We start from the raw sequence: 17,947 nt of genomic DNA, 5'->3' as shown, positions 1-17,947 counted from the left end.
TCACAGGGGCCGGTCCGGTAGGCGGTAGCCCCCAGGGACCGGTCCGGCAGGCGGTAGCCCCCAGGGGCCGGTCCGCTTCCCGGGCTTGCGCCGCGGAGGTTGCGGCGGGCGCCCCTACGCCTCCCCGACCGTGTCCCGCACTCCGCTCAGGAACCGCCGGATCGCCGCCTGTTCCCCGGCCTCGAAAGTGGCGAGCAGGGCGATCGTGCGGTCGATCAGCGGGCCGAAGAACGACTGGCCCAGGGCGACCGCACGCGCGTCGACCTCCAGCAGGACACGGCGCCGGTCACGGGTGTCGCGGACCCGCCGGATCAGGCCGAGCCGCTCCAGGCGGTCGATGAGTGCCGTGGTGCCGGCGGAGTTCAGGCCCAGCCGCTCACCGAGCCGGCCGGGGGTCGACTCGTCGCCGGCGCGGGCCGCGTCCAGCAGGCTGATCAGGGCCCGGAGGTCGGTGGGGTGCAGACCGTTGCGGCCCGCGAACTGCGCTCCCGCGAGGTCGAGTCGCAAGGTCACCTCACGCAGCAGATGGACCAGGTCCATCCCCTCCGGTGCGCCCGGTTCCTGCCGATCCGCCATGCGCCGTCGCCTCTCTCCATCCGGGCTCGTGGAGTTCTTTCCCGGACTCCCGCATTATTACCTCGCTGAGCGAGATACTTGACGAACGAGGCGAGTGGCCGCGCCTCGTTCGCCGCTCGTTCTCGTTCCGGAGGTGCACCATGACAGCAGACATCTCTCCGCACGCTCCCGGGTCCGGCCCCACCGCCGCCTTCCGTGACGCCTATGAGCAGGCCATGGCGCTGTGGCCGGTTCCGGTGGAACGGCTCGATCTGGCATCGGAGTTCGGCAGCACCCGGGTCACCGTCTGCGGTCCTGCCGACGCCCCGCCGCTGGTACTGCTGCACGGCGGAGGCACGACCTCGGCCATCTGGTACGCCCATGCCGCCGCGCTCGCCCGTACGCACCGGGTCCATGCCGTGGACCAGATCGGCGCGCCGGGGCTCAGCGTGCACGCCGGGCGTCCGCTGCGGCGGCCGGAGGATCTGTTCGCCTGGCTCGACGGCGTGCTCGACGGGCTCGGCCTGGAGTCGGCCACCCTGCTCGGGCACTCGTACGGCGGCTGGCTCGCGCTGAGTTACGCGGTGCATGCCGCCGGCGGGAGCGCCCGCTGCTCCGGACGGCGCCGGGTGAGGGTGGAGCGGCTGGTGCTGCTCGATCCGACCCAGTGTTTCGCCGGGTACCGGCCGTCGTACCTGCTGCGTGCGCTGCCGCTGTTCGTACGGCCCGGCGAGCGGAGCACCCGGCGGTTCCTGGCGTGGGAGACGCGGGGCACGCCGCCCGCACCGGAACTGGTGCGACTGATGGGCCTGGGCGCCGCCGAGTTCCGCGCCGCGAAAGTGATCACGGGGCCGCGCCCGGACGTCACGGGGACGGCGGGAGCGCCGGTACCGACGTTGGTGCTGCTGGCGGAGCACAGCCGGGCGCACGACCTGCGGCGGGTCGCCGCACGGGCCGCAGGGACGCCGGGCGTACGGACCGGGACCGTGCCGGGCGTCGGCCACCACTCCCTGCCGTACAGCCACCCCGACGAGCTCGGCCGCCAGGTGCTCGGCTTCCTGTGTCCCTGACCGGGGGCCTCCATGCGGCGGCGTCCGGCGGCCCGGTGGTCCGCTCCGCGCTCAGTCCGCTCCGGCTGCGCTCAGTCCCCGCCGGAGCCCTCCGCGATGGCGGCCGCGACCTCCGCCGTACGGGCCTCCTCCTCGGCCGCGAAGCGCTCCGCGTCGAGCTGTTCGGCGAGCTCCTCGTCCTGGGCCATCAGCAGATCGAGGTTCGAGTCGCCCATCTCGAAGACGCCCATGTCCACATAGGCGCGCTGGAGGCGCTCGCCCCACAGGCCGATGTCCTTCACACAGGGCACGATCCGGCTGAAGAGCAGCTTGCGGAAGAGGTGCAGGAATTCGGAGTTCTCGGTGAATTCGGCGGCTTCGTCGTGCGGTATGCCGAAGTTCTCCAGGACTTCCAGGCCGCGCAGGCGGTCGCGCATCAAATAGCAGCCCTCGATGACGAACTCCTCGCGTTCGCGCAGTTCGGCGTCGGTGAGCTGCTTGTAGTAGTCGCGCAGGGCCATGCGGCCGAAGGCGACATGGCGCGCCTCGTCCTGCATGACGTACGCGAGGATCTGCTTCGGCAGCGGCTTGGTGGTGGTGTCGCGGATCATGCCGAAGGCGGCCAGCGCCAGGCCCTCGATCAGCACCTGCATGCCGAGGTACGGCATGTCCCAGCGGGAATCCTTGAGAGTGTCGGAGAGCAGTGCCTGGAGATTGTCGTTGACCGGGTAGAGCATCCCGATCTTCTCCTGGAGGAAGCGGCTGTATATCTCGGCGTGCCGCGCCTCGTCCATGGTCTGGGTGGCGGAGTAGAACTTCGCGTCGAGGTCGGGGACGGCTTCGACGATCCGTGCCGCACAGACCATGGCGCCCTGTTCGCCGTGCAGAAACTGGCTGAACTGCCAGGAGGTGTAGTGCTGACGCAGTTCGCCGCGGTCCTTCTCGGTCATTTTGTCCCAGTACTTGGTGCCGTACAGGGACATGGACTCGTCGGGGGTGCCGAGCGGATCGTGAGGGTCGACCTCCTGGCCCCAGTCGATCCGCAGGGTGGCGTCCCACTGCTTGTCCTTGCCCTTCTGGTAGAGGGCCAGCAGCCGGTCGCGTCCGTCGTCGTAGTCCCAGCTGAAGCGTGCCGCACCGGACGCGGGCACCTTCCACACGCGGTCGCCTGGGTCCTGCACATAGAGATCTCGGATCGACACGGACGCCTCCTCGGCTCACCAAACGCCTTGTCATGGGCGGTCGTTGGCAGGCTCACACGCTTCTTACCGACGGGTCAATAAGTCGTGCACAGGGGATTGACGTCCTTGCTGACACGCAGTCTCATAAGAGATGACCGCGGGCAGGCCCTGACCCACTAGCGAGGTAGCCACAGCCATGACGAGCGCGCCCACCGCAATGACCGTGACGGACACCGAAGTCCTGCGGGACGCCCTCGGTCTGCTCAAGGACCGGGAACAGGTCGCCGAGCGGTTGCTCGACTCCTCCGCCAAGCACTCCTTCGACCCCGACACCGAACTCGACTGGGACGCGCCCCTCGAAGAGGGCAAGTGGTTCTGGCCGCCGGAGCTGGTCTCGCTCTACGACACCCCGCTGTGGAAGAAGATGTCGACGGAGCATCAGCAGGACCTCGCCCGCCACGAGGCCGCCTCGCTCGCCTCGCTGGGCATCTGGTTCGAGATCATCCTGATGCAGCTGCTCGTGCGGCACATCTACGACAAGCCGGTGACCAGCGCGCACGTCCGCTACGCCCTCACCGAGATAGCCGACGAGTGCCGGCACTCCAAGATGTTCGCGCGCATGATCCAGAAGGGCGGCGCACCGGCGTACCCGGTCTCCCGGCTCAACCACAACCTCGCCCGCGTCCTCAAGACCATCTCCACCACTCCGGGCTCGTTCGCCTGCACCCTGCTCGGCGAGGAGATCCTCGACTGGATGCAACGGCTGACGTTCCCCGACGAGCGGGTGCAGACCCTCGTGCGCGGGGTGACCCGTATCCACGTCGTCGAGGAGGCCCGGCATGTGCGCTACGCCCGCGAGGAGCTGCGGCGCCAGATGGTCACCGCGCCGCGCTGGGAGCAGGAGCTGACCCGTATCAGCTCCGGCGAAGCGGCCCGGGTCTTCTCCGTCGCCTTCGTCAATCCGGACGTCTACAGCAATGTGGGCCTGGCCAAGCGCGAGGCCGTCGCCCAGGTCAAGGCCAGCGGCCACCGCCGCGAGGTGATGCAGTCCGGCGCCCGGAAGCTGACCGATTTCCTGGACGAGATCGGCGTACTGCGCGGGATGGGCCGCAGGTTGTGGCGCAGCTCGGGACTGCTGGCCTGAAGCGGGCGGCATGAGCCCCGCAGGCCCCGAGCACCTGTACGAGGCGGAACCCGGGGCGGTTACGCTGCTGTTCATGAACGGCAGCGGCACCGCCCCAGCAGTACCCCGACCCGCCTACCGCAGGCTGAGCGTCGAGCAGCGCCGCAGCCAACTCCTCACCGCCGCGCTGAACCTGTTCGCCCAGCGCGCGCCCGAGGATGTCTCCCTGGACGATGTCGCCCTCGCCGCCGGGGTCTCGCGGCCGCTGGTCTACCGCTACTTCCCCGGCGGCAAGCAGCAGTTGTACGAGGCCGCGCTGCGCAGCGCGGCCGACATCCTGGAGCGCTGCTTCGCCGAGCCGGAGAGCGGTCCGCTCACCCGGCGGCTGTCGCGCGCACTGGACCGCTATCTGGCCTTCGTCGACGAGCACGACGCGGGGTTCAGCGCACTGCTCCAGGGCGGCAGCGTCGTGGAGACCACCCGTACGACCGCGATCGTGGACGAGGTGCGGCGCGCCGCGGCCGACCAGATCCTGCGGCATCTGGGCGAGCCCGAGCCGGGCCTGCGGCTGCGGATGACCGTCCGCATGTGGATCACCGCCGTCGAGGCCGCCTCGCTGATCTGGCTCGACGAGGACAAGCAGCCCGCCCTCGACGAACTGCGGGACTGGCTGGTCGACCACTTCGTCGCACTGCTGACCGCGACCGCGGCCACGGACCCGCAGACCGCGCGGGTGACCCGGGCGGCGCTGAAGCTGGAGACCGCCGACGGCCCGGCCGGCGAGCTGGCCCGCCGCATCCTGCCCGTCGTGAGCGACGCCGCGCATCTGCTGTGACCGGCCGCCCGGCCGTGGTGGTGTGACACTGAGGGCGTGAGAAGCGAGAACACCCTCTTCGTCGGCGGCCCGCTGGACGGCCGGGTACTGCCCGTACTGGTCGGCATGACCGGCCAGCCGCCGAAGACGTACGAGGTCCCGGTACCGCACGACGACGACCGGCCGCCGACGGTGCATGTCTACCGGCGCGTCCCCGGGCGGGTGGGACGCCTGGGCCTGCCGAGCGGCTGGAAGTACGAGTACGACCCCGCGGGCAAGACACCGGGCACCGGCCTCAAGTGGCCCTGGCGCAAGCCTAGTTGAGCCCACACTCGTCGAGCCCGGCACTCGTCGAGCCCGAGCCTCGTGGAACCGTCCGCGGCGGCAGCCCGAAAAGCCCACCCTCCCCGCCGAAGGCGGGGAGGACCGGACACGGCGGCGCACCCGACCACGTGGGGAGACAAGCCCCCGCCGCAGGCGGTTTTCAGCCCGTCAGAGAAGCCAGGTACGCGTTCGTCTTCTCCGGGTCGTAGAAGAAGTTCTCGAAGTCGGACGGGTCGTTGAAGCCGTTGGCGAAGCGGTCGGCGACGGGCTGCAGCTGGCCGGCCGCGCCGATGAGGTTCAGGATGTGCTCCGGCGGCGGCGCCAGCATCGCGTTCGTCCACTTGGTGACGTGCTGGGCGGTGTTCCAGTAGCGGTCGAAGGCGGTCTGCATCCAGTCCGCGTCGAAGGGCTGGTCACCGCGCTCGACGATGGAGGCCAGGTAGGAGGCGGCACACTTGGAGGCCGAGTTGGAGCCCTGGCCGGTGATCGGGTCGTTGGCGACCACGACATCGGCGACGCCGAGGACCAGACCGCCGGAGGGCAGCCGGCCGATGGGGTTGCGCACGGTGGGGGCGTAGCGGCCGGCCAGCGTGCCGTTGGCGTCGGTCAGTTCGACCTTGGTGGAGCGGGCGTACTCCCAGGGCAGGAACTTCTCCATCAGCTCCAGCGTCAGGGCGAGGTGCTCGTTGGGGTCCTTGACGCCCTGGAAGACGTCCAGCGGGCCGCCGGGGATGCCCTCCCAGAAGAGGATGTCGGCGCGGCCGGAGTTGGTGAGGGTCGGCATGACGAACAGCTCGCCGACACCGGGCACCAGGTTGCAGCGGACCGCATCGAACTCGGGGTGCTCGGGGCGCGGGCCCATGCCGTGGACGTAGGAGACGGCGAGCGCGCGCTGCGGAGCGTCGTACGGGGAACGGGAGGCGTCCCGGCCGAACATCGACACCAGCTCGCCCTTGCCGGCCGAGACCAGTGTCAGGTCGTAGCGGCTCGCGAAGAAGTCCAGGTCGGAGACGGCAACGCCGTGGATGACGAGCTGGCCGCCGCGCTGGGCGAAGGTCTCCATCCAGCCGGCCATCTTCACCCGCTGGTCGACGGACTGGGCGTAGCCGTCCAGCTTGCCGACCCAGTCGATGGCGCGCTGCGAGCCCTCGGGCGACTCGTGGCTGCCGGGGGCGGCGACCGAGACGCCGAGGCCCTCGATGCGCGGGGCCTGGTTCTCCCAGAAATTGATCTGGAGGTCGCGCTCGTGCTGGAGCGCGGTGTCGAACATGCACTGCGTCGACATGACCCGGCCGGCGCGGATCTCGTCCGCGGTGCGGTTGGACATGAGGGTGACGTCATAGCCCTGGGTCTGGAGGCCGAGGGCGAGCTGGAGACCGGACTGGCCGGCTCCCACGATGAGTATTTTCCGCATGGCGGCACTCTTCTCTGCTACTGCTGGTGTTCGGGGTGAAGTGGGGGGTGCGGGGCGGCCCCTGCGAGGGGGTGAGGGGGCGGCCCCTAGGGGCCGGGACCCCCGTACAGGGGCCGGTTACTCGGGCGTGGTCTCCAGGGCGTGGCCGACCAGCGCGAGCAGCGACTCGATCACCGTGGCCCGCTTCCGCGCGTCCATGATCACAACGGGCACGCGCGGCGGCACGGTCAGCGCGTCGCGCACATGCTCGACGGCGAAGGCCTCGGTGCCCTCGAAGTGGTTGACCGCGACGACGTACGGCAGCCCGCAGCTCTCGAAGTAGTCCAGTGCCGGGAAACAGTCCTCCAGGCGCCGGGTGTCGGCCATCACGATCGCGCCGATCGCACCGCGCACCAGGTCGTCCCACATGAACCAGAAGCGCTGCTGTCCGGGCGTGCCGAACAGGTACAGCACCAGCTCCTGGTCGAGGGTGATCCGCCCGAAGTCCATCGCGACCGTGGTCGTGGTCTTCTCCGGGGTGGCGGTCAGATCGTCCGTGTCCGCGCTGGCCTGTGTCATCACCGCCTCGGTCTGGAGCGGGGTGATCTCCGAGACCGATCCGACGAACGTGGTCTTGCCGACGCCGAAGCCGCCCGCCACCACGATCTTCGTGGCGATCGGCGCCCGCGAACGGTCGGTCTGCCAGCTCTGCAGCCCCGCGTCGGTGGCCGTGGCCACCGGGTCGGACGGGCTCACGGAACCGGGGGTCGCCGTCGGCCCGGCCGATATCGTGTCAGAGCCTGTGAAGTCCACTCAGCACCCTTTCGAGCAGCGCGCGGTCGGGCCGGCCGGAGCCGTGCCCGGTGCCGTAGACGCGAATCTTTCCCTGGTCGGCGAGGTCGCTGAGCAGTACGCGGACCACGCCCAGCGGCATCTTGAGGAGCGCGGAGATCTCCGCGACCGAGCGCATCCGGCGGCACAGCTCGACGATCGCGCGCATCTCCGGCATCACGCGGTCGCCCCAGCCGCCGGACGTCAGCTCACGCCGCTCCTCGGGCGCCTCCAGCGCGGCCACGAACGTCTCGACGAGCAGGACATGGCCGAAGCGGGTCCGGCCGCCGGTGAGCGAGTACGGCCGCACGCGCGAGGGTTTCCGGTCCCCGCCGCGTACCGGGAGTTTGCGGGTGCTGCTCATGCCGAAACCTCGCTTCGCCCGCCCTCGCACGCGCGCGACGCGCACCTCTCAAGGGCTCGCTCACTACGTTCGTTCACTGGGCGCTCTCCATCGACTTGCGCAATTCACTGCGGAGTTCGGGGGTGAGGACGTGGCCGGCCCGGCCGACGAACAGCGCCATGTGGTAGGCGATGACGCTCATATCGCAATCCGGAGTGGCATGCACCCCGAGCAGCGAACCGTCGCTGATCGACATGACGAACAGACTTCCCTCGTCCATCGTGATCATCGTCTGCTTGACCGCCCCGCCGTCCATCAGCTTCGCGGCACCGTTGGTGAGGCTGCCGAGCCCGGAGACGATGGTGGCCAGGTCGGCGCTGGAGCCGCGCGGACCGTCACTCCCGCCCGGCCGTGCCGCTTCTTCCGCCCGGTCCGGGTCGGAGGACAGCAGCAACAGGCCGTCGGAGGAGACCACCGCGACCGAGCGGATGCCGGGCACCTCTTCGACCAGGTTGGTCAGCAGCCAATGCAGATTTTGAGCCTGACTGCTCAGTCCTTGACCGTAAGCAGTGGGCGCTTGCGCCTTCAATCGCGTGCCTCCTCGACAACGTGGCTCTCTCCCGGGGCCCCCGCTCCGTCGGTGTCCGTCTGTGGGATGGTCAGCTCCGCTGTACGTTCCGCGATCTCGGCTTCGACCTCGCGCCGGCCGTCTCGCGCTCCCGACTGAAATCCGCCGAGCCTGCGCCGCAGCGCCTCGGCGTTGGCCGCACCCCTCTTGCGCGGAGCGGCCGGCGCCTCTTGCTGCGCCACGACCTTGGGGGTGCGCTTGGGCAGCCCCATGGAGGTCGTCCGCCGCTCCCCCGCGGACGGGGCGGCGGCGGTCTGTGGGTCGGCCGGTGCCTCGGCCGGGGACGCGGCAGCGGGTGCCGCGTCGGTGGGTGCCGCGCCCGTCCCGGCGCGCATGTGCTCGTCCGGGCCGATGGCGTACGGGTCGGACGAGGGCGCGCCGGCGGGCTCGGGGTCCGAAGCGGCATGCCGGCCGCTGCCGGCGGCCGCCGGGTCCGCGGCCGGGCGGATGTCGTCCTCGGTCCTGAGGTGCTCGCCGGTGCCACTGGTGGTGGCGGCGTAGGGGCCGGGCGACTGCGGGCCGTACGGGCTCGGTTCGGACCCGGAGTGCGTGGTGGGGCCGGCCGGCTGCGCGTCGCCCGGTGCCGGGACGCCGAGGCCGGCCGCGTCGATCGCGCGCTCCGCGGCGGCGACGAGCGGGTCGGCGGCGGCCGGGTCCGCGTCCGGGGTGCCGTCGGGTGCGGAACCCGGTGCGGCTCCGTGGCCGGCGGGCGGCGCGGCGGGCGCGGCGGCGTCCTGGGACGGGCCCTGGCCGGTCTCCTGGGCCGGGATCGCGGCGGGGGCGGGAGTGCCGCCCACCGCTGCCGGGTTGCTGCGGGCCGCCCGTGTCGGCAGTGCGTTGGAGTTCGCCTCGGCGACCGAGCCGGGCAGCACGGGGGTGTGCGCCACGTCCCGGGGCGCACCGGCCGGGGAGCCCGTCGGGGCGGGGCGGGTGGGCAGGATCGAGCCGGGCAGCACGATGACGGCAGTGACGCCGCCCTGCTTGGCGTCCCGCAGCTGGACCCGGACACCGTGCCGGGCGGCCAGCCGCACCACCACGTACAGACCCAGGCCCAGGGCCTCGTCGACGGTCTCGGAGGAGGAGGCGGCTTCGACGTCCGTCAGCCGCTCGTTGAGCTCGGCCATCCGCTCCGAGGTCATTCCTATGCCCTCGTCCTGGACCGAGAGCATGACCTCGCCGCTCTCCAGCAGCCAGCCGGACAGCTCGACATGGGCGTCCGGCGGCGAGAACGCGGTGGCGTTCTCCAGCAGTTCGGCGACCAGGTGGCTGATGTCGTCGGCGGCGAAACCGGCGACCTGGGAGTGCGGCGGCAGCGACTGGATGCGCACCCGCTCGTAGCGCTCGATCTCGCTGATCGCGGCGCGCATCACGTCCAGCAGCGGTACCGGGCCCTGGTGGTTGGTGCCGTACTGCTCCGCGCCCGCCAGGACGAGGAGGTTCTCGCTGTTGCGGCGCATCCGCGCGGCGAAGTGGTCCAGCTTGAAGAGGGTTTCCAGCCGCTCCGGGTCGTGCTCGCTCTCCTCCAGCGACTCGATGACCCCGAGCTGGCGCTCCACGAGGCCGAGGGTGCGCAGCGAGAGGTTGACGAACCGGCCGTGCACACCGGCGTGCAGGGCCGCCAGCCGCTCGGTGAGATCGGCGATCTCCTCCTGGAGCGCCTCGCCCTGCTCCTGGAGCACCTCGCGCTCGGCGACCAGCCGCTGCCGGCCGCCGACCAGCCGCTTGCGCTCGCCCTCCAGTTCGGCGGTGCGCCGCGCCAGCTCGCCGACCTGGGCGTGCAGCGCGTTGACGGACTGCACGGCGGTGGCGAATTCGTCGTTGCGGCCCTTGTAGGTGATGGGCTCCTCGTGCGCGGGGTCGGCGGCCAGCCGCCTGGCGCCGATCCGCAGCGCGGCGAGCGGCTGGGTCAGGGAGCGGGCGGCCCAGATGCCGGCGCCGACGGCCAGCAGCAGGCACAGCCCCTCCAGGCCGATGCGGATCTCCAGCTCGGTGACCTCGTCGTCGCGCAGCACGCCGAGGCGCTGGATGTCGGCGGTGGCCATGGCGGATTCGACGCCGCGGATCAGCGAGATGCGGCTGGTGAGGGTCTCCTCGACCCGCCGGCGGTTGAGCCGCAGATCGGTGGCGTCCAGACGGGGCTGGTCGGTCAGCCGGGTCAGATAGCGCTCGGCGGTGTTGACGTCCGCGCCGTTGACGGTACGGACATAACGGTCCCGGGCGCCCTGGCTCGCGGCCTGCTGGAAGTCCCCCAGCGCGCCCTGTTCGCGCAGATGGGAGACCTGGGCGAGGGCCGTCAGCCGGGGCTGACTGCCGCCCGCCTTGAGCCCGGCGAGCAGCAGGGCACGGGTGTCGGCGGCCTGTTCGACGGCGCGGCCGAGGGCGGGCAGCGCGCGGGTGTCGGCTCCGGAGGAGTCCGCGCGGGCGGGCAGTCCACGGGCGATGTCGTCGCCGATCGCACCGAGTGCCTGGAGGGCCTGGGTATAGGCGCTATGGATCTGCTCGGCCGATCCGGCCCCGGACAGCGCCTTTTGACGGGTTTGCGGGAGCGTGTCCAGCAGCTTGGCCGCGGCCTTGTACGCGGCGGTGCCGCCCGAGCCGTCCCGGGCCTCGGTGCGCAGCTCGTCGATCTGCCGGTCCACGCGGGCGCGCTGGGCCGTGGAGACCTTGGCGTCGTCGGCCCGCGCGGCGTTGGTGGCGGCGTTGCCCAGCCCCGCGGCCGTATGGCTGCCGCGTCCCGTGGCGACGTATGCGGTCATACCGTCGCGTTCGTCGGCGAGGGAGTGCGCCAGTGCGATGGCGCGGGCGTTCAGCTCGGCGAGGCCGACCAGTTGCTGGCTGTTGGTGGCGTTGTCGGCCGTGGCCATCAGCCCGGGGGCACCGGCGCCCAGCACGGCGGCGGCAACAACGGCCACCGCTCCGACGAGTCGGTTGCGCACCCGCGCGGGACGCCCTCCCGGGCGGTCCTCGCCGCCCTCCGTCCTGCCCGGTCCCTTACCAGGACCCGAGCCCGTGGTCGGTCCCGAGACCGAACCGGCCGGTGATCCCGGCTTCCTTGCGCCGCCTCGAAGCCGCATCTTCCGCACCGCTGCTCGCATTCCTGTCTCGCCTGTCCACGCCATCCGGCGTCGCGGACCCGGCTCGCTCTCCGCTCACGGGGCGGACCTGCGCGAAGACCGCAGCAGCACACACTTCCGCGAGGGGAAACAGCCCGGCTCTGCGCGTCACAACGAACGTCCTGGCCTCACCCCATGATCCGGGCAACGACCATTCCACCGGCGCCGCGCAGTGGCTCGGCAACACATGCCCGGCCACCTGAAGGAGTGAACATCAATCGGAGTTTGGCCATCAACTTCCGTGCGCCGATGTTTTCGGCCGCACCCTTGCGCAACCCCGAACGGGTTTGGAGATGCGGACCGCTCCTGGAAAGATGCGCGCCCGCATGCCGCCGGCCCCGCGGTCCTTACCTCCGGTACGCCGCCGCCCGGCCGCCCTCCGGCGCCGCCGCGACCGCCCGTCACCGGGGGCGGGAGCGGGGCCTCCGGCAGACTTACGGCCATGCGCATCGAACTCGCCACCGAGCCGGGCGACCCCCAACGCCCAAACGAGGACTACGCATCGGTCGCCCTGCCGGCCTCCGGCCAGGGCGGCGCTCTCGTCCTGCTGGACGGCGTGACCCCTCCCGAGGGGGACTACGGCTGCGTCCACCCGGTGCCGTGGTTCACCGCGCGGCTCGGGGGCGCAATGCTGGAACTGTCGGTTTCACACCGGGATATGACACTCCCTGAGGTTCTCGCCGCGGCCATCTCCCGGACGGCTGATATCCATCGGGCGACCTGTGACCTTTCTCACCCTCGCACTCCGCAGGCAACCGTGGTCGCCGCACGGTGGTCCGGGGACACGGTCGAACACCTCGTCCTGTCCGATTCGGTGCTCCTCCTGGAACGGCCGGACGGCTCGGTGCACCCGGTGCTCGACCCGCGGCTGGACGATATGCCCCCTGCGGTCCGGGAACGGCGCGCCGCCGTACGGGCGCTGCCGCGCGGCTCGGCGGAACGGGCCGCCGCGGTCCGGAAGTACGTCCGCGCGGTCGAGGCGCTGCGCAATGCGGAGGGCGGGTTCTTCACCGCGGCCGCCGACCCGGCGGTGGCCGCCCGTGCGGTGTCCGGCAGCACCCCGCGCTCCGGCCTGCGCTCCCTGACGGCGCTCAGTGACGGGGCGAGCCGCTGGGCGGAGGTCTTCCACGAGGGCTCCTGGGCCGACTGCGTGGCCCTGGTGGCCGCACAGGGCCCCCAGGCGCTGATCGACCGGGTGCGGGCGTCGGAGGCGGCGGACCCGGCGGGGACGGCGTATCCGCGCGGCAAGGCGCGGGATGACGCGGCGGTGATTTTTGTGGCTCCGTGACAATCACCGGCGGGCGGAGAAATTCTCCCGCCGCGACGGAACGGCACCACGGCGGCGCGGGTCCGGGGCCGGTACGGCGCCGGCCGCTGCGCCCTGCCGGGTGCCCCTACACCTCGTCCCCCTCCTGCTCCGCGTTCAGCCGGTGCAGCAGACGGGCCAGTTCGGCGACCTCGGCGCGGTCCCAGGAGGCGAGACGGCGGGCGTACTGGGCGCGGCGGCCGGTGCGAACGCGGGTGAAGCGCTCGCGGCCCTCGTCGGTGATGCGCACCAGGACCGCGCGGCCGTCCGCCGGGTCCGGCTCACGGGCGACGAGTCCGAGCTTCTCCAGGGCGTGCAGCTGACGGCTCATCGTGGCCTTGCCTACGCCGAAGAAGCCGGCGAGGTCGGTGGCCCGCTGGGTGCCGGCGTCGGCCAGCCGGACGAGGAGGCCGTATGCGGCGGGTTCCAGATCGGGATGCACCTCTCGTGCCAATTCGCCGGAAGAGGCACGGGCCCGGCGGAGAAATACCGCCAATTCGCGTTCCAGGGCGAGAAATACGTGGTCCACACCAATCGGTTCGCCGTCCGCCGTCGAACCGTCGGCTCCGGTGTCGTGCACGTCAGCGCCCATTCCCGCTTTCCCTCACCTGAAAGTTTCCGCCATCGGCGGCAGAAGCCGCAGCTCGGCCAGTATTTCGCAGGATTAGACCAACGGCAGCCCCGTGACCCTCTTTTGTCACGTCGTTCTACGCGCGTATCGTCATTTCTGGCATGGCCATACCAAGCGGCCCCCGGCTGTCAGCGGTTCCGCCGCGCGTCATGCACGTCGCACTTCCGTGTCCCCACGCCTGCGCCATGCCGTCAGCTCCTCCCCCCTCAGGTCATCCACCGAGATCTTCGGAGGCACGTATGTCCGTGCTCAGATCCGGCTCCCCCCACCGCCCCGCACGCTCCCTCGCGAGCGTGGCCGGGGTCCTTCTCGCGGTCCTCTCCCTCCTCCTCGGGCTGCCGGGCACCGCCGGCGCCGCGGCCAACCGGCACGCACCGGAGCCCACCCACCCCGGCCAGGACTGGGCCGGTTCCCAGATCGCCCGGCACGAAGGCACCGCGGCCGGCACCGCACCGCCGGCCTCCTCGCTCGCCGCGTCCGTCGAGGGCGTGGACGTCAGCAGCCACAACGGCAATGTGGCCTGGCCGACGCTCTGGAACAGCGGCGTCCGCTTCGCCTATGTGAAGGCGACGGAGTCCACCAGCTACACCAACCCCTACTTCGCGCAGCAGTACAACGGCTCGTACAACGCCGGGATGATCCGCGGCGCGTACCACTTCGCCACGCCCAACACCTCCAGCGGTGCCGCCCAGGCCACCTACTTCGTCAACCACGGCGGCGGCTGGTCGAAGGACGGCAGGACGCTGCCCGGCGCGCTCGACATGGAGTACAACCCCTACGGGGCGACCTGTTACGGGCTGAGCGCGGCCGGACTGGTCAACTGGATGAAGGACTGGTTCGCCACCTACAAGGCCCGTACCGGCCGCGATGCCGTCATCTACACCTCCACGAGCTGGTGGAAGCAGTGCACCGGCAACTCCGCCGCCTTCGGCTCCGTCAACCCGCTGTGGGTACCGCGCTACGGCTCCTCGGTCGGCGAGCTCCCGGCCGGCTGGGGCTTCCACACCATCTGGCAGTACACCTCGGCCGGCCCGACGGTCGGTGACCACAACCGCTTCAACGGCGCGCTGGACCGCCTCCGGGCACTCGCCAACGGCTAGCGCCCGCCTTCGAAGTCCCGTCTGCCACGCGGCGGCCGGCCCGGCCCTCTGCGGGAGCCGGACCGGCCGCCGTTGCCGTCACGCCGCGACCGGCACCTCGGGCGCGGCCCCGTTCGACGCCGGGGTCAGCGCCAGCTCCAGCACCTGGCGGACGTCCGCGACCGGGTGGACCTCCAGGGCTTCGAGGATCTCGGCCGGCACATCGTCCAGGTCCGGTTCATTGCGCTGGGGGATGACCACGGTGGTGATCCCCGCCCGGTGTGCCGCCAGCAGCTTCTGCTTCACGCCGCCGATCGGCAGCACCCGCCCGGTCAGCGAGACCTCGCCGGTCATCGCCACGTCCGGCCGGACCTGCCGGCCCGACAGCAGCGAGGCCAGTGCCGTCGTCATCGTCACGCCCGCGCTCGGCCCGTCCTTGGGGACCGCGCCCGCCGGTACGTGCAGATGCACACCGCGCTCCTTCAGGTCGGCGACCGGAAGCTCCAGTTCCGCGCCGTGGGAGCGCAGGAAGGACAGCGCGATGTGTGCGGACTCCTTCATGACGTCGCCGAGCTGGCCGGTCAGCTGGAGTCCGGACGCCCCGGTCTCCGGATCGGCGAGCGAGGCCTCCACGTAGAGCACATCGCCGCCGGCGCCGGTGACCGCGAGGCCGGTGACCACACCGGGCACGGCGGTGCGCCGCACGGCCGGGTCCTGCGCCGACTCGGGGGTGTGGTGCGGCCGCCCGATCAGCGGGCGCAGCTGCTCCGCACCGACCGTGAACGGCAGCTCCTGCTGCCCCAGTTCGTGCTGTGCGGCCACCTTGCGCAGCAGCCTGACGACCGCGCGCTCCAGATTCCGTACGCCCGCCTCGCGGGTGTACTCGCCCGCCAGCTTGCGCAGTGCGTCGTCCTCCAGAGTGACCTCGCCGGGCTCCAGACCGGCCCGCTCCAGCTGGCGCGGCAGCAGGTGGTCCCGGGCGATGACGACCTTCTCGTCCTCGGTGTAGCCGTCCAGCCGGACCAGCTCCATCCGGTCGAGCAGCGGCTCGGGGATGGCTTCGAGGACGTTGGCGGTGGCCAGGAAGACCACATCGCTGAGGTCGAGTTCGACCTCCAGGTAGTGGTCGCGGAAGGTGTGGTTCTGCGCCGGGTCCAGGACCTCCAGGAGGGCGGCTGCCGGGTCGCCCCGGAAGTCGGAGCCCACCTTGTCGATCTCGTCGAGCAGCACCACCGGGTTCATCGACCCGGCTTCCTTGATGGCACGTACGATCCGGCCCGGCAGCGCGCCGACATACGTCCGGCGGTGGCCGCGGATCTCCGCCTCGTCCCGGACGCCGCCGAGCGCGACCCGGACGAACTTGCGTCCCATGGCCCGTGCGACGGACTCACCGAGCGAGGTCTTGCCGACACCGGGCGGCCCGACGAGCGCCAGTACGGCGCCTCCGCGGCGGCCGCCGACCAGGCCGAGCCCGCGCTCGGCCCGCCGCTTGCGGACGGCCAGGTATTCGGTGATCCGCTCCTTGACGTCCTCCAGGCCGGAGTGGTCGGCGTCCAGGATCTCCTTGGCGCCGGCGATGTCGTAGGCGTCCTCGGTCCGTTCGTTCCACGGCAGTTCCAGGACGGTGTCCAGCCAGGTGCGGATCCAGGACCCCTCGGGGTTCTGGTCACTGGACCGCTCCAGCTTGTCGACCTCCTTGAGGGCGGCCTTGCGGACGTCCTCGGGCAGATCGGCGGCCTCGACCCGGGCGCGGTAGTCGTCGCCCTCGTCCTCCGGGTCGCCGTTGAGCCCGGCGAGTTCCTTGCGGACCGCCTCCAGCTGCCGCCGCAGCAGGAACTCCCGCTGCTGCTTGTCGACGCCTTCCTGGACGTCCTTGGCGATGGATTCGGCGACATCCTGCTCGGCGAGGTGCTCGCGCAGCGCCTCGGTGGCGGCCTTCAGCCGGGCGACCGGATCGACGGTCTCCAGCAGCTGGACCTTCTGTTCGGTGGTCAGGAACGGCGAGTAGCCGGAGTTGTCGGCCAGCGTCGGCACGTCCTCGATCTGCTGGACGCGGTCGACGACCTGCCAGGCACCCCGCTTGCGCAGCCAGCTGGTGGCCAGCGCCTTGTACTCCGTGACGAGTTCGGCCACCGCGCCGGGCAGCGGGTCGGGGACGGTCTCCTCGACGGTCGTGCCCTCCACCCAGAGGGCGGCTCCGGGCCCGGTCGTGCCGGAACCGATCCGTACCCGGCCCAGGCCCCGGATCAGCGCCCCGGGGTCGCCGTCGGACAGCCGCCCGACCTGCTCGATCCGCCCGAGCGTGCCGATGCCGGCGTACGTCCCGTCGACGCGGGGAACGAGCAGCACCCGCGGCTTGTTACCCGAGGTGGCGGCGGCCTGCGCGGCCTCCACCGCTGCCCGCACGTCCGTGTCGGACAGGTCCAGGGGCACCACCATGCCGGGGAGCACGACCTCGTCATCGAGGGGCAGCACGGGCAGAGTGAGCGATGTGGACGTCGAAGCCATGATCTCCCCTTCGGCAAACAAGTTGAGCTTTACCCACTCAATGCAGCCGGGCCGGAAGATGTTCCCCCGCGTGCGTTCGCTGTCAGCGATCGGCTGTCAGCGATCGAAGGCGGCGCGCTACCAGTGGGCGGGCCGGGACAGGGCCGCCGGCAGCCTGGTGCCGGCGTCGCCCTTGGCCGCGTTGAGCTGTGACTGGGTGAGGAAGAGGGCGCCGGTGAGGTCGGCGCCGCCCAGGTCCGCGTCCCGCAGATCGGCACCGATCAGGTCCGCCGTGCGCAGGTCGGCACCCGTGAGGCCGGCGGCGATGAGGTAGGCCCCGCGGAGGTTGGCGCCCCGGAGGTCGGCGCCCTTGAGGCGGGCCCCCATGAGATCGGCGCCCCGCCGCTCCTTCTTGCGGCCCGGCACCTTGGCCCGTACGAGTTCGCTGGTGCGCAGCAGCAGGGCGTTGACCTCGCCCCGGTGGGCCGGGACGTCGAGCTCCGTGAGCTCCTGGGCGCTGCCGCGGGTGAATTGCTCGGTCTTCTCCAGCGCGGTGCGCAGGTCGGCGTGTACCGGGCGGGCCGCCGGCAGGGTCAGCGCCTCGGCCAGGTACCAGAGGAGTTCGTGCAGCTGCCGCATGACGGGGAAGACGTCGAACATCTGCCGGGCGGTACCCGGGGCCTGCCGCCAGTCCTGTCCGCCGAAGGTGACCTGGGAGACCTTCTGGCCGGCGCCGAAGCAGTCGAAGACGGTGCAGCCGGAGAAGCCCCGCGTGCGGAGGCCGCTGTGGATGCCGCAGCGGAAGTCCGTTTGAAGGTTCGGGCAGGGGCGCCCCGCGTCCTTGTCGATCGCGAAGTCCGCCGAGGCGGCGAACGGCAGCGCGACACAGCAGAGCCCGAAACAGCTCCCGCAGTCGGACTGGAGCCCGAGATCGACGGTGTCCGGAATCGATTGCTTGCGGTCTGGGGACAAGATGCGTGCACTCCTGCGGCCGGCGAGCACCGCGCCAGGGCGTGACGTGTGGATCGGCCCGGATCAGCCGCGGGCCCGGGGTGATCCGAAAGACGCGCCCTGGACCGCGCTCGGAACG

The 17,947-nt window shown here is 71.5% G+C and carries 16 protein-coding genes; 6 read left to right on the top strand and 10 right to left on the bottom strand.

The genetic code is table 11. The features are described from left to right. Positions 1 to 114 precede the first annotated feature (114 nt). Entirely contained in the window at positions 115 to 576 is a 462-nt protein-coding gene (locus K7C20_RS25185; protein WP_030081189.1) for a MarR family winged helix-turn-helix transcriptional regulator, read from the bottom strand. A 140-nt stretch (positions 577 to 716) separates the two neighbouring features. Between K7C20_RS25185 and K7C20_RS25180 the strand changes: the two genes are divergently transcribed. After that, positions 717 to 1,625: an alpha/beta fold hydrolase gene (locus K7C20_RS25180; RefSeq protein ID WP_030081187.1), complete on the top strand. Its 909-nt coding sequence runs from the start codon at positions 717 to 719 to the stop codon at positions 1,623 to 1,625. 71 nt (positions 1,626 to 1,696) lie between these two features. Here K7C20_RS25180 and K7C20_RS25175 read toward each other — a convergent pair whose 3' ends face one another. Further along, positions 1,697 to 2,806, bottom strand: a complete 1,110-nt coding sequence (locus tag K7C20_RS25175) for a ferritin-like domain-containing protein (RefSeq protein ID WP_030081185.1) — start codon at positions 2,804 to 2,806, stop codon at positions 1,697 to 1,699. Between the two features lie 175 nt (positions 2,807 to 2,981). Here K7C20_RS25175 and K7C20_RS25170 point away from each other — a divergent pair, with 175 nt between their 5' ends. The 3 genes from K7C20_RS25170 to K7C20_RS25160 all read left to right on the top strand — a co-directional run bounded on the left by K7C20_RS25170 (position 2,982) and on the right by K7C20_RS25160 (position 5,046). Next, the gene (locus K7C20_RS25170; protein WP_030081183.1) at positions 2,982 to 3,929 is read left to right on the top strand and encodes an AurF N-oxygenase family protein; all 948 of its coding nucleotides are present in this window, start codon (positions 2,982 to 2,984) and stop codon (positions 3,927 to 3,929) included. Between the two features lie 73 nt (positions 3,930 to 4,002). Further along, positions 4,003 to 4,743 carry a TetR/AcrR family transcriptional regulator gene (locus tag K7C20_RS25165; RefSeq protein WP_048829418.1) on the top strand — a complete coding sequence of 247 codons (741 nt, stop codon included), beginning with the start codon at positions 4,003 to 4,005 and terminating at the stop codon, positions 4,741 to 4,743. Positions 4,744 to 4,779: 36 nt separating this feature from the next. After that, a complete protein-coding gene (locus K7C20_RS25160; RefSeq protein WP_030081180.1) occupies positions 4,780 to 5,046 on the top strand; it encodes a hypothetical protein in 267 nt (88 codons plus the stop codon). Positions 5,047 to 5,206: 160 nt separating this feature from the next. Here K7C20_RS25160 and K7C20_RS25155 read toward each other — a convergent pair whose 3' ends face one another. The 5 genes from K7C20_RS25155 to K7C20_RS25135 all read right to left on the bottom strand — a co-directional run bounded on the left by K7C20_RS25155 (position 5,207) and on the right by K7C20_RS25135 (position 11,177). Continuing rightward, positions 5,207 to 6,460: a styrene monooxygenase/indole monooxygenase family protein gene (locus K7C20_RS25155; RefSeq protein WP_030081178.1), complete on the bottom strand. Its 1,254-nt coding sequence runs from the start codon at positions 6,458 to 6,460 to the stop codon at positions 5,207 to 5,209. Positions 6,461 to 6,577: 117 nt separating this feature from the next. Then, a complete protein-coding gene (locus tag K7C20_RS25150) occupies positions 6,578 to 7,195 on the bottom strand; it encodes a GTP-binding protein (RefSeq protein ID WP_030081176.1) in 618 nt (205 codons plus the stop codon). Positions 7,196 to 7,232: 37 nt separating this feature from the next. Further along, positions 7,233 to 7,634: a DUF742 domain-containing protein gene (locus K7C20_RS25145; protein ID WP_030081174.1), complete on the bottom strand. Its 402-nt coding sequence runs from the start codon at positions 7,632 to 7,634 to the stop codon at positions 7,233 to 7,235. Positions 7,635 to 7,707: 73 nt separating this feature from the next. Continuing rightward, positions 7,708 to 8,202, bottom strand: coding sequence for a roadblock/LC7 domain-containing protein (locus K7C20_RS25140; RefSeq protein WP_030081172.1), 495 nt, complete (start codon positions 8,200 to 8,202; stop codon positions 7,708 to 7,710). Next, a complete protein-coding gene (locus tag K7C20_RS25135; RefSeq protein WP_053210101.1) occupies positions 8,199 to 11,177 on the bottom strand; it encodes a sensor histidine kinase in 2,979 nt (992 codons plus the stop codon). Before K7C20_RS25135 ends, K7C20_RS25140 begins: the two co-directional genes overlap by 4 nt. A 619-nt stretch (positions 11,178 to 11,796) precedes the next feature. Between K7C20_RS25135 and K7C20_RS25130 the strand changes: the two genes are divergently transcribed. Further along, positions 11,797 to 12,642 (top strand): hypothetical protein, encoded by an 846-nt coding sequence (locus K7C20_RS25130; RefSeq protein WP_030081169.1) that lies wholly within the window; start codon positions 11,797 to 11,799, stop codon positions 12,640 to 12,642. Positions 12,643 to 12,748: 106 nt separating this feature from the next. Here the strand turns inward: K7C20_RS25130 and K7C20_RS25125 are convergent, their stop codons facing one another. Next, entirely contained in the window at positions 12,749 to 13,252 is a 504-nt protein-coding gene (locus K7C20_RS25125; protein WP_030081167.1) for a MarR family winged helix-turn-helix transcriptional regulator, read from the bottom strand. A 278-nt stretch (positions 13,253 to 13,530) separates the two neighbouring features. Between K7C20_RS25125 and K7C20_RS25120 the strand changes: the two genes are divergently transcribed. Continuing rightward, the gene (locus tag K7C20_RS25120; protein WP_030081165.1) at positions 13,531 to 14,391 is read left to right on the top strand and encodes a lysozyme; all 861 of its coding nucleotides are present in this window, start codon (positions 13,531 to 13,533) and stop codon (positions 14,389 to 14,391) included. Between the two features lie 78 nt (positions 14,392 to 14,469). Here K7C20_RS25120 and lon read toward each other — a convergent pair whose 3' ends face one another. Both lon and K7C20_RS25110 read right to left on the bottom strand, forming a co-directional pair. After that, positions 14,470 to 16,878 carry an endopeptidase La gene (lon, locus tag K7C20_RS25115; protein WP_053210100.1) on the bottom strand — a complete coding sequence of 803 codons (2,409 nt, stop codon included), beginning with the start codon at positions 16,876 to 16,878 and terminating at the stop codon, positions 14,470 to 14,472. Between the two features lie 117 nt (positions 16,879 to 16,995). Next, a complete protein-coding gene (locus K7C20_RS25110; protein ID WP_030081161.1) occupies positions 16,996 to 17,829 on the bottom strand; it encodes a pentapeptide repeat-containing protein in 834 nt (277 codons plus the stop codon). Positions 17,830 to 17,947 lie beyond the last annotated feature (118 nt).

It is taken from the genome of Streptomyces decoyicus (genome assembly GCF_019880305.1).
Taxonomy (GTDB): Bacteria; Actinomycetota; Actinomycetes; order Streptomycetales; family Streptomycetaceae; genus Streptomyces; species Streptomyces decoyicus.
Note: the sequence above shows the minus strand (reverse complement) of the source record. Positions and strands in the feature narration are given on the sequence as shown.

Bases quoted from the DNA above. Each gene is read 5' to 3' on its own strand.
- K7C20_RS25155 (WP_030081178.1), bottom strand. From the start codon at position 6,460: ATGCGGAAAATACTCATCGTGGGAGCCGGCCAGTCCGGTCTCCAGCTC.
- K7C20_RS25185 (WP_030081189.1), bottom strand. From the start codon at position 576: ATGGCGGATCGGCAGGAACCGGGCGCACCGGAGGGGATGGACCTGGTC.
- K7C20_RS25180 (WP_030081187.1), top strand. From the start codon at position 717: ATGACAGCAGACATCTCTCCGCACGCTCCCGGGTCCGGCCCCACCGCC.
- K7C20_RS25165 (WP_048829418.1), top strand. From the start codon at position 4,003: ATGAACGGCAGCGGCACCGCCCCAGCAGTACCCCGACCCGCCTACCGC.
- K7C20_RS25125 (WP_030081167.1), bottom strand. From the start codon at position 13,252: ATGGGCGCTGACGTGCACGACACCGGAGCCGACGGTTCGACGGCGGAC.
- lon (WP_053210100.1), bottom strand. From the start codon at position 16,878: ATGGCTTCGACGTCCACATCGCTCACTCTGCCCGTGCTGCCCCTCGAT.
- K7C20_RS25130 (WP_030081169.1), top strand. From the start codon at position 11,797: ATGCGCATCGAACTCGCCACCGAGCCGGGCGACCCCCAACGCCCAAAC.
- K7C20_RS25120 (WP_030081165.1), top strand. From the start codon at position 13,531: ATGTCCGTGCTCAGATCCGGCTCCCCCCACCGCCCCGCACGCTCCCTC.
- K7C20_RS25170 (WP_030081183.1), top strand. From the start codon at position 2,982: ATGACGAGCGCGCCCACCGCAATGACCGTGACGGACACCGAAGTCCTG.
- K7C20_RS25145 (WP_030081174.1), bottom strand. From the start codon at position 7,634: ATGAGCAGCACCCGCAAACTCCCGGTACGCGGCGGGGACCGGAAACCC.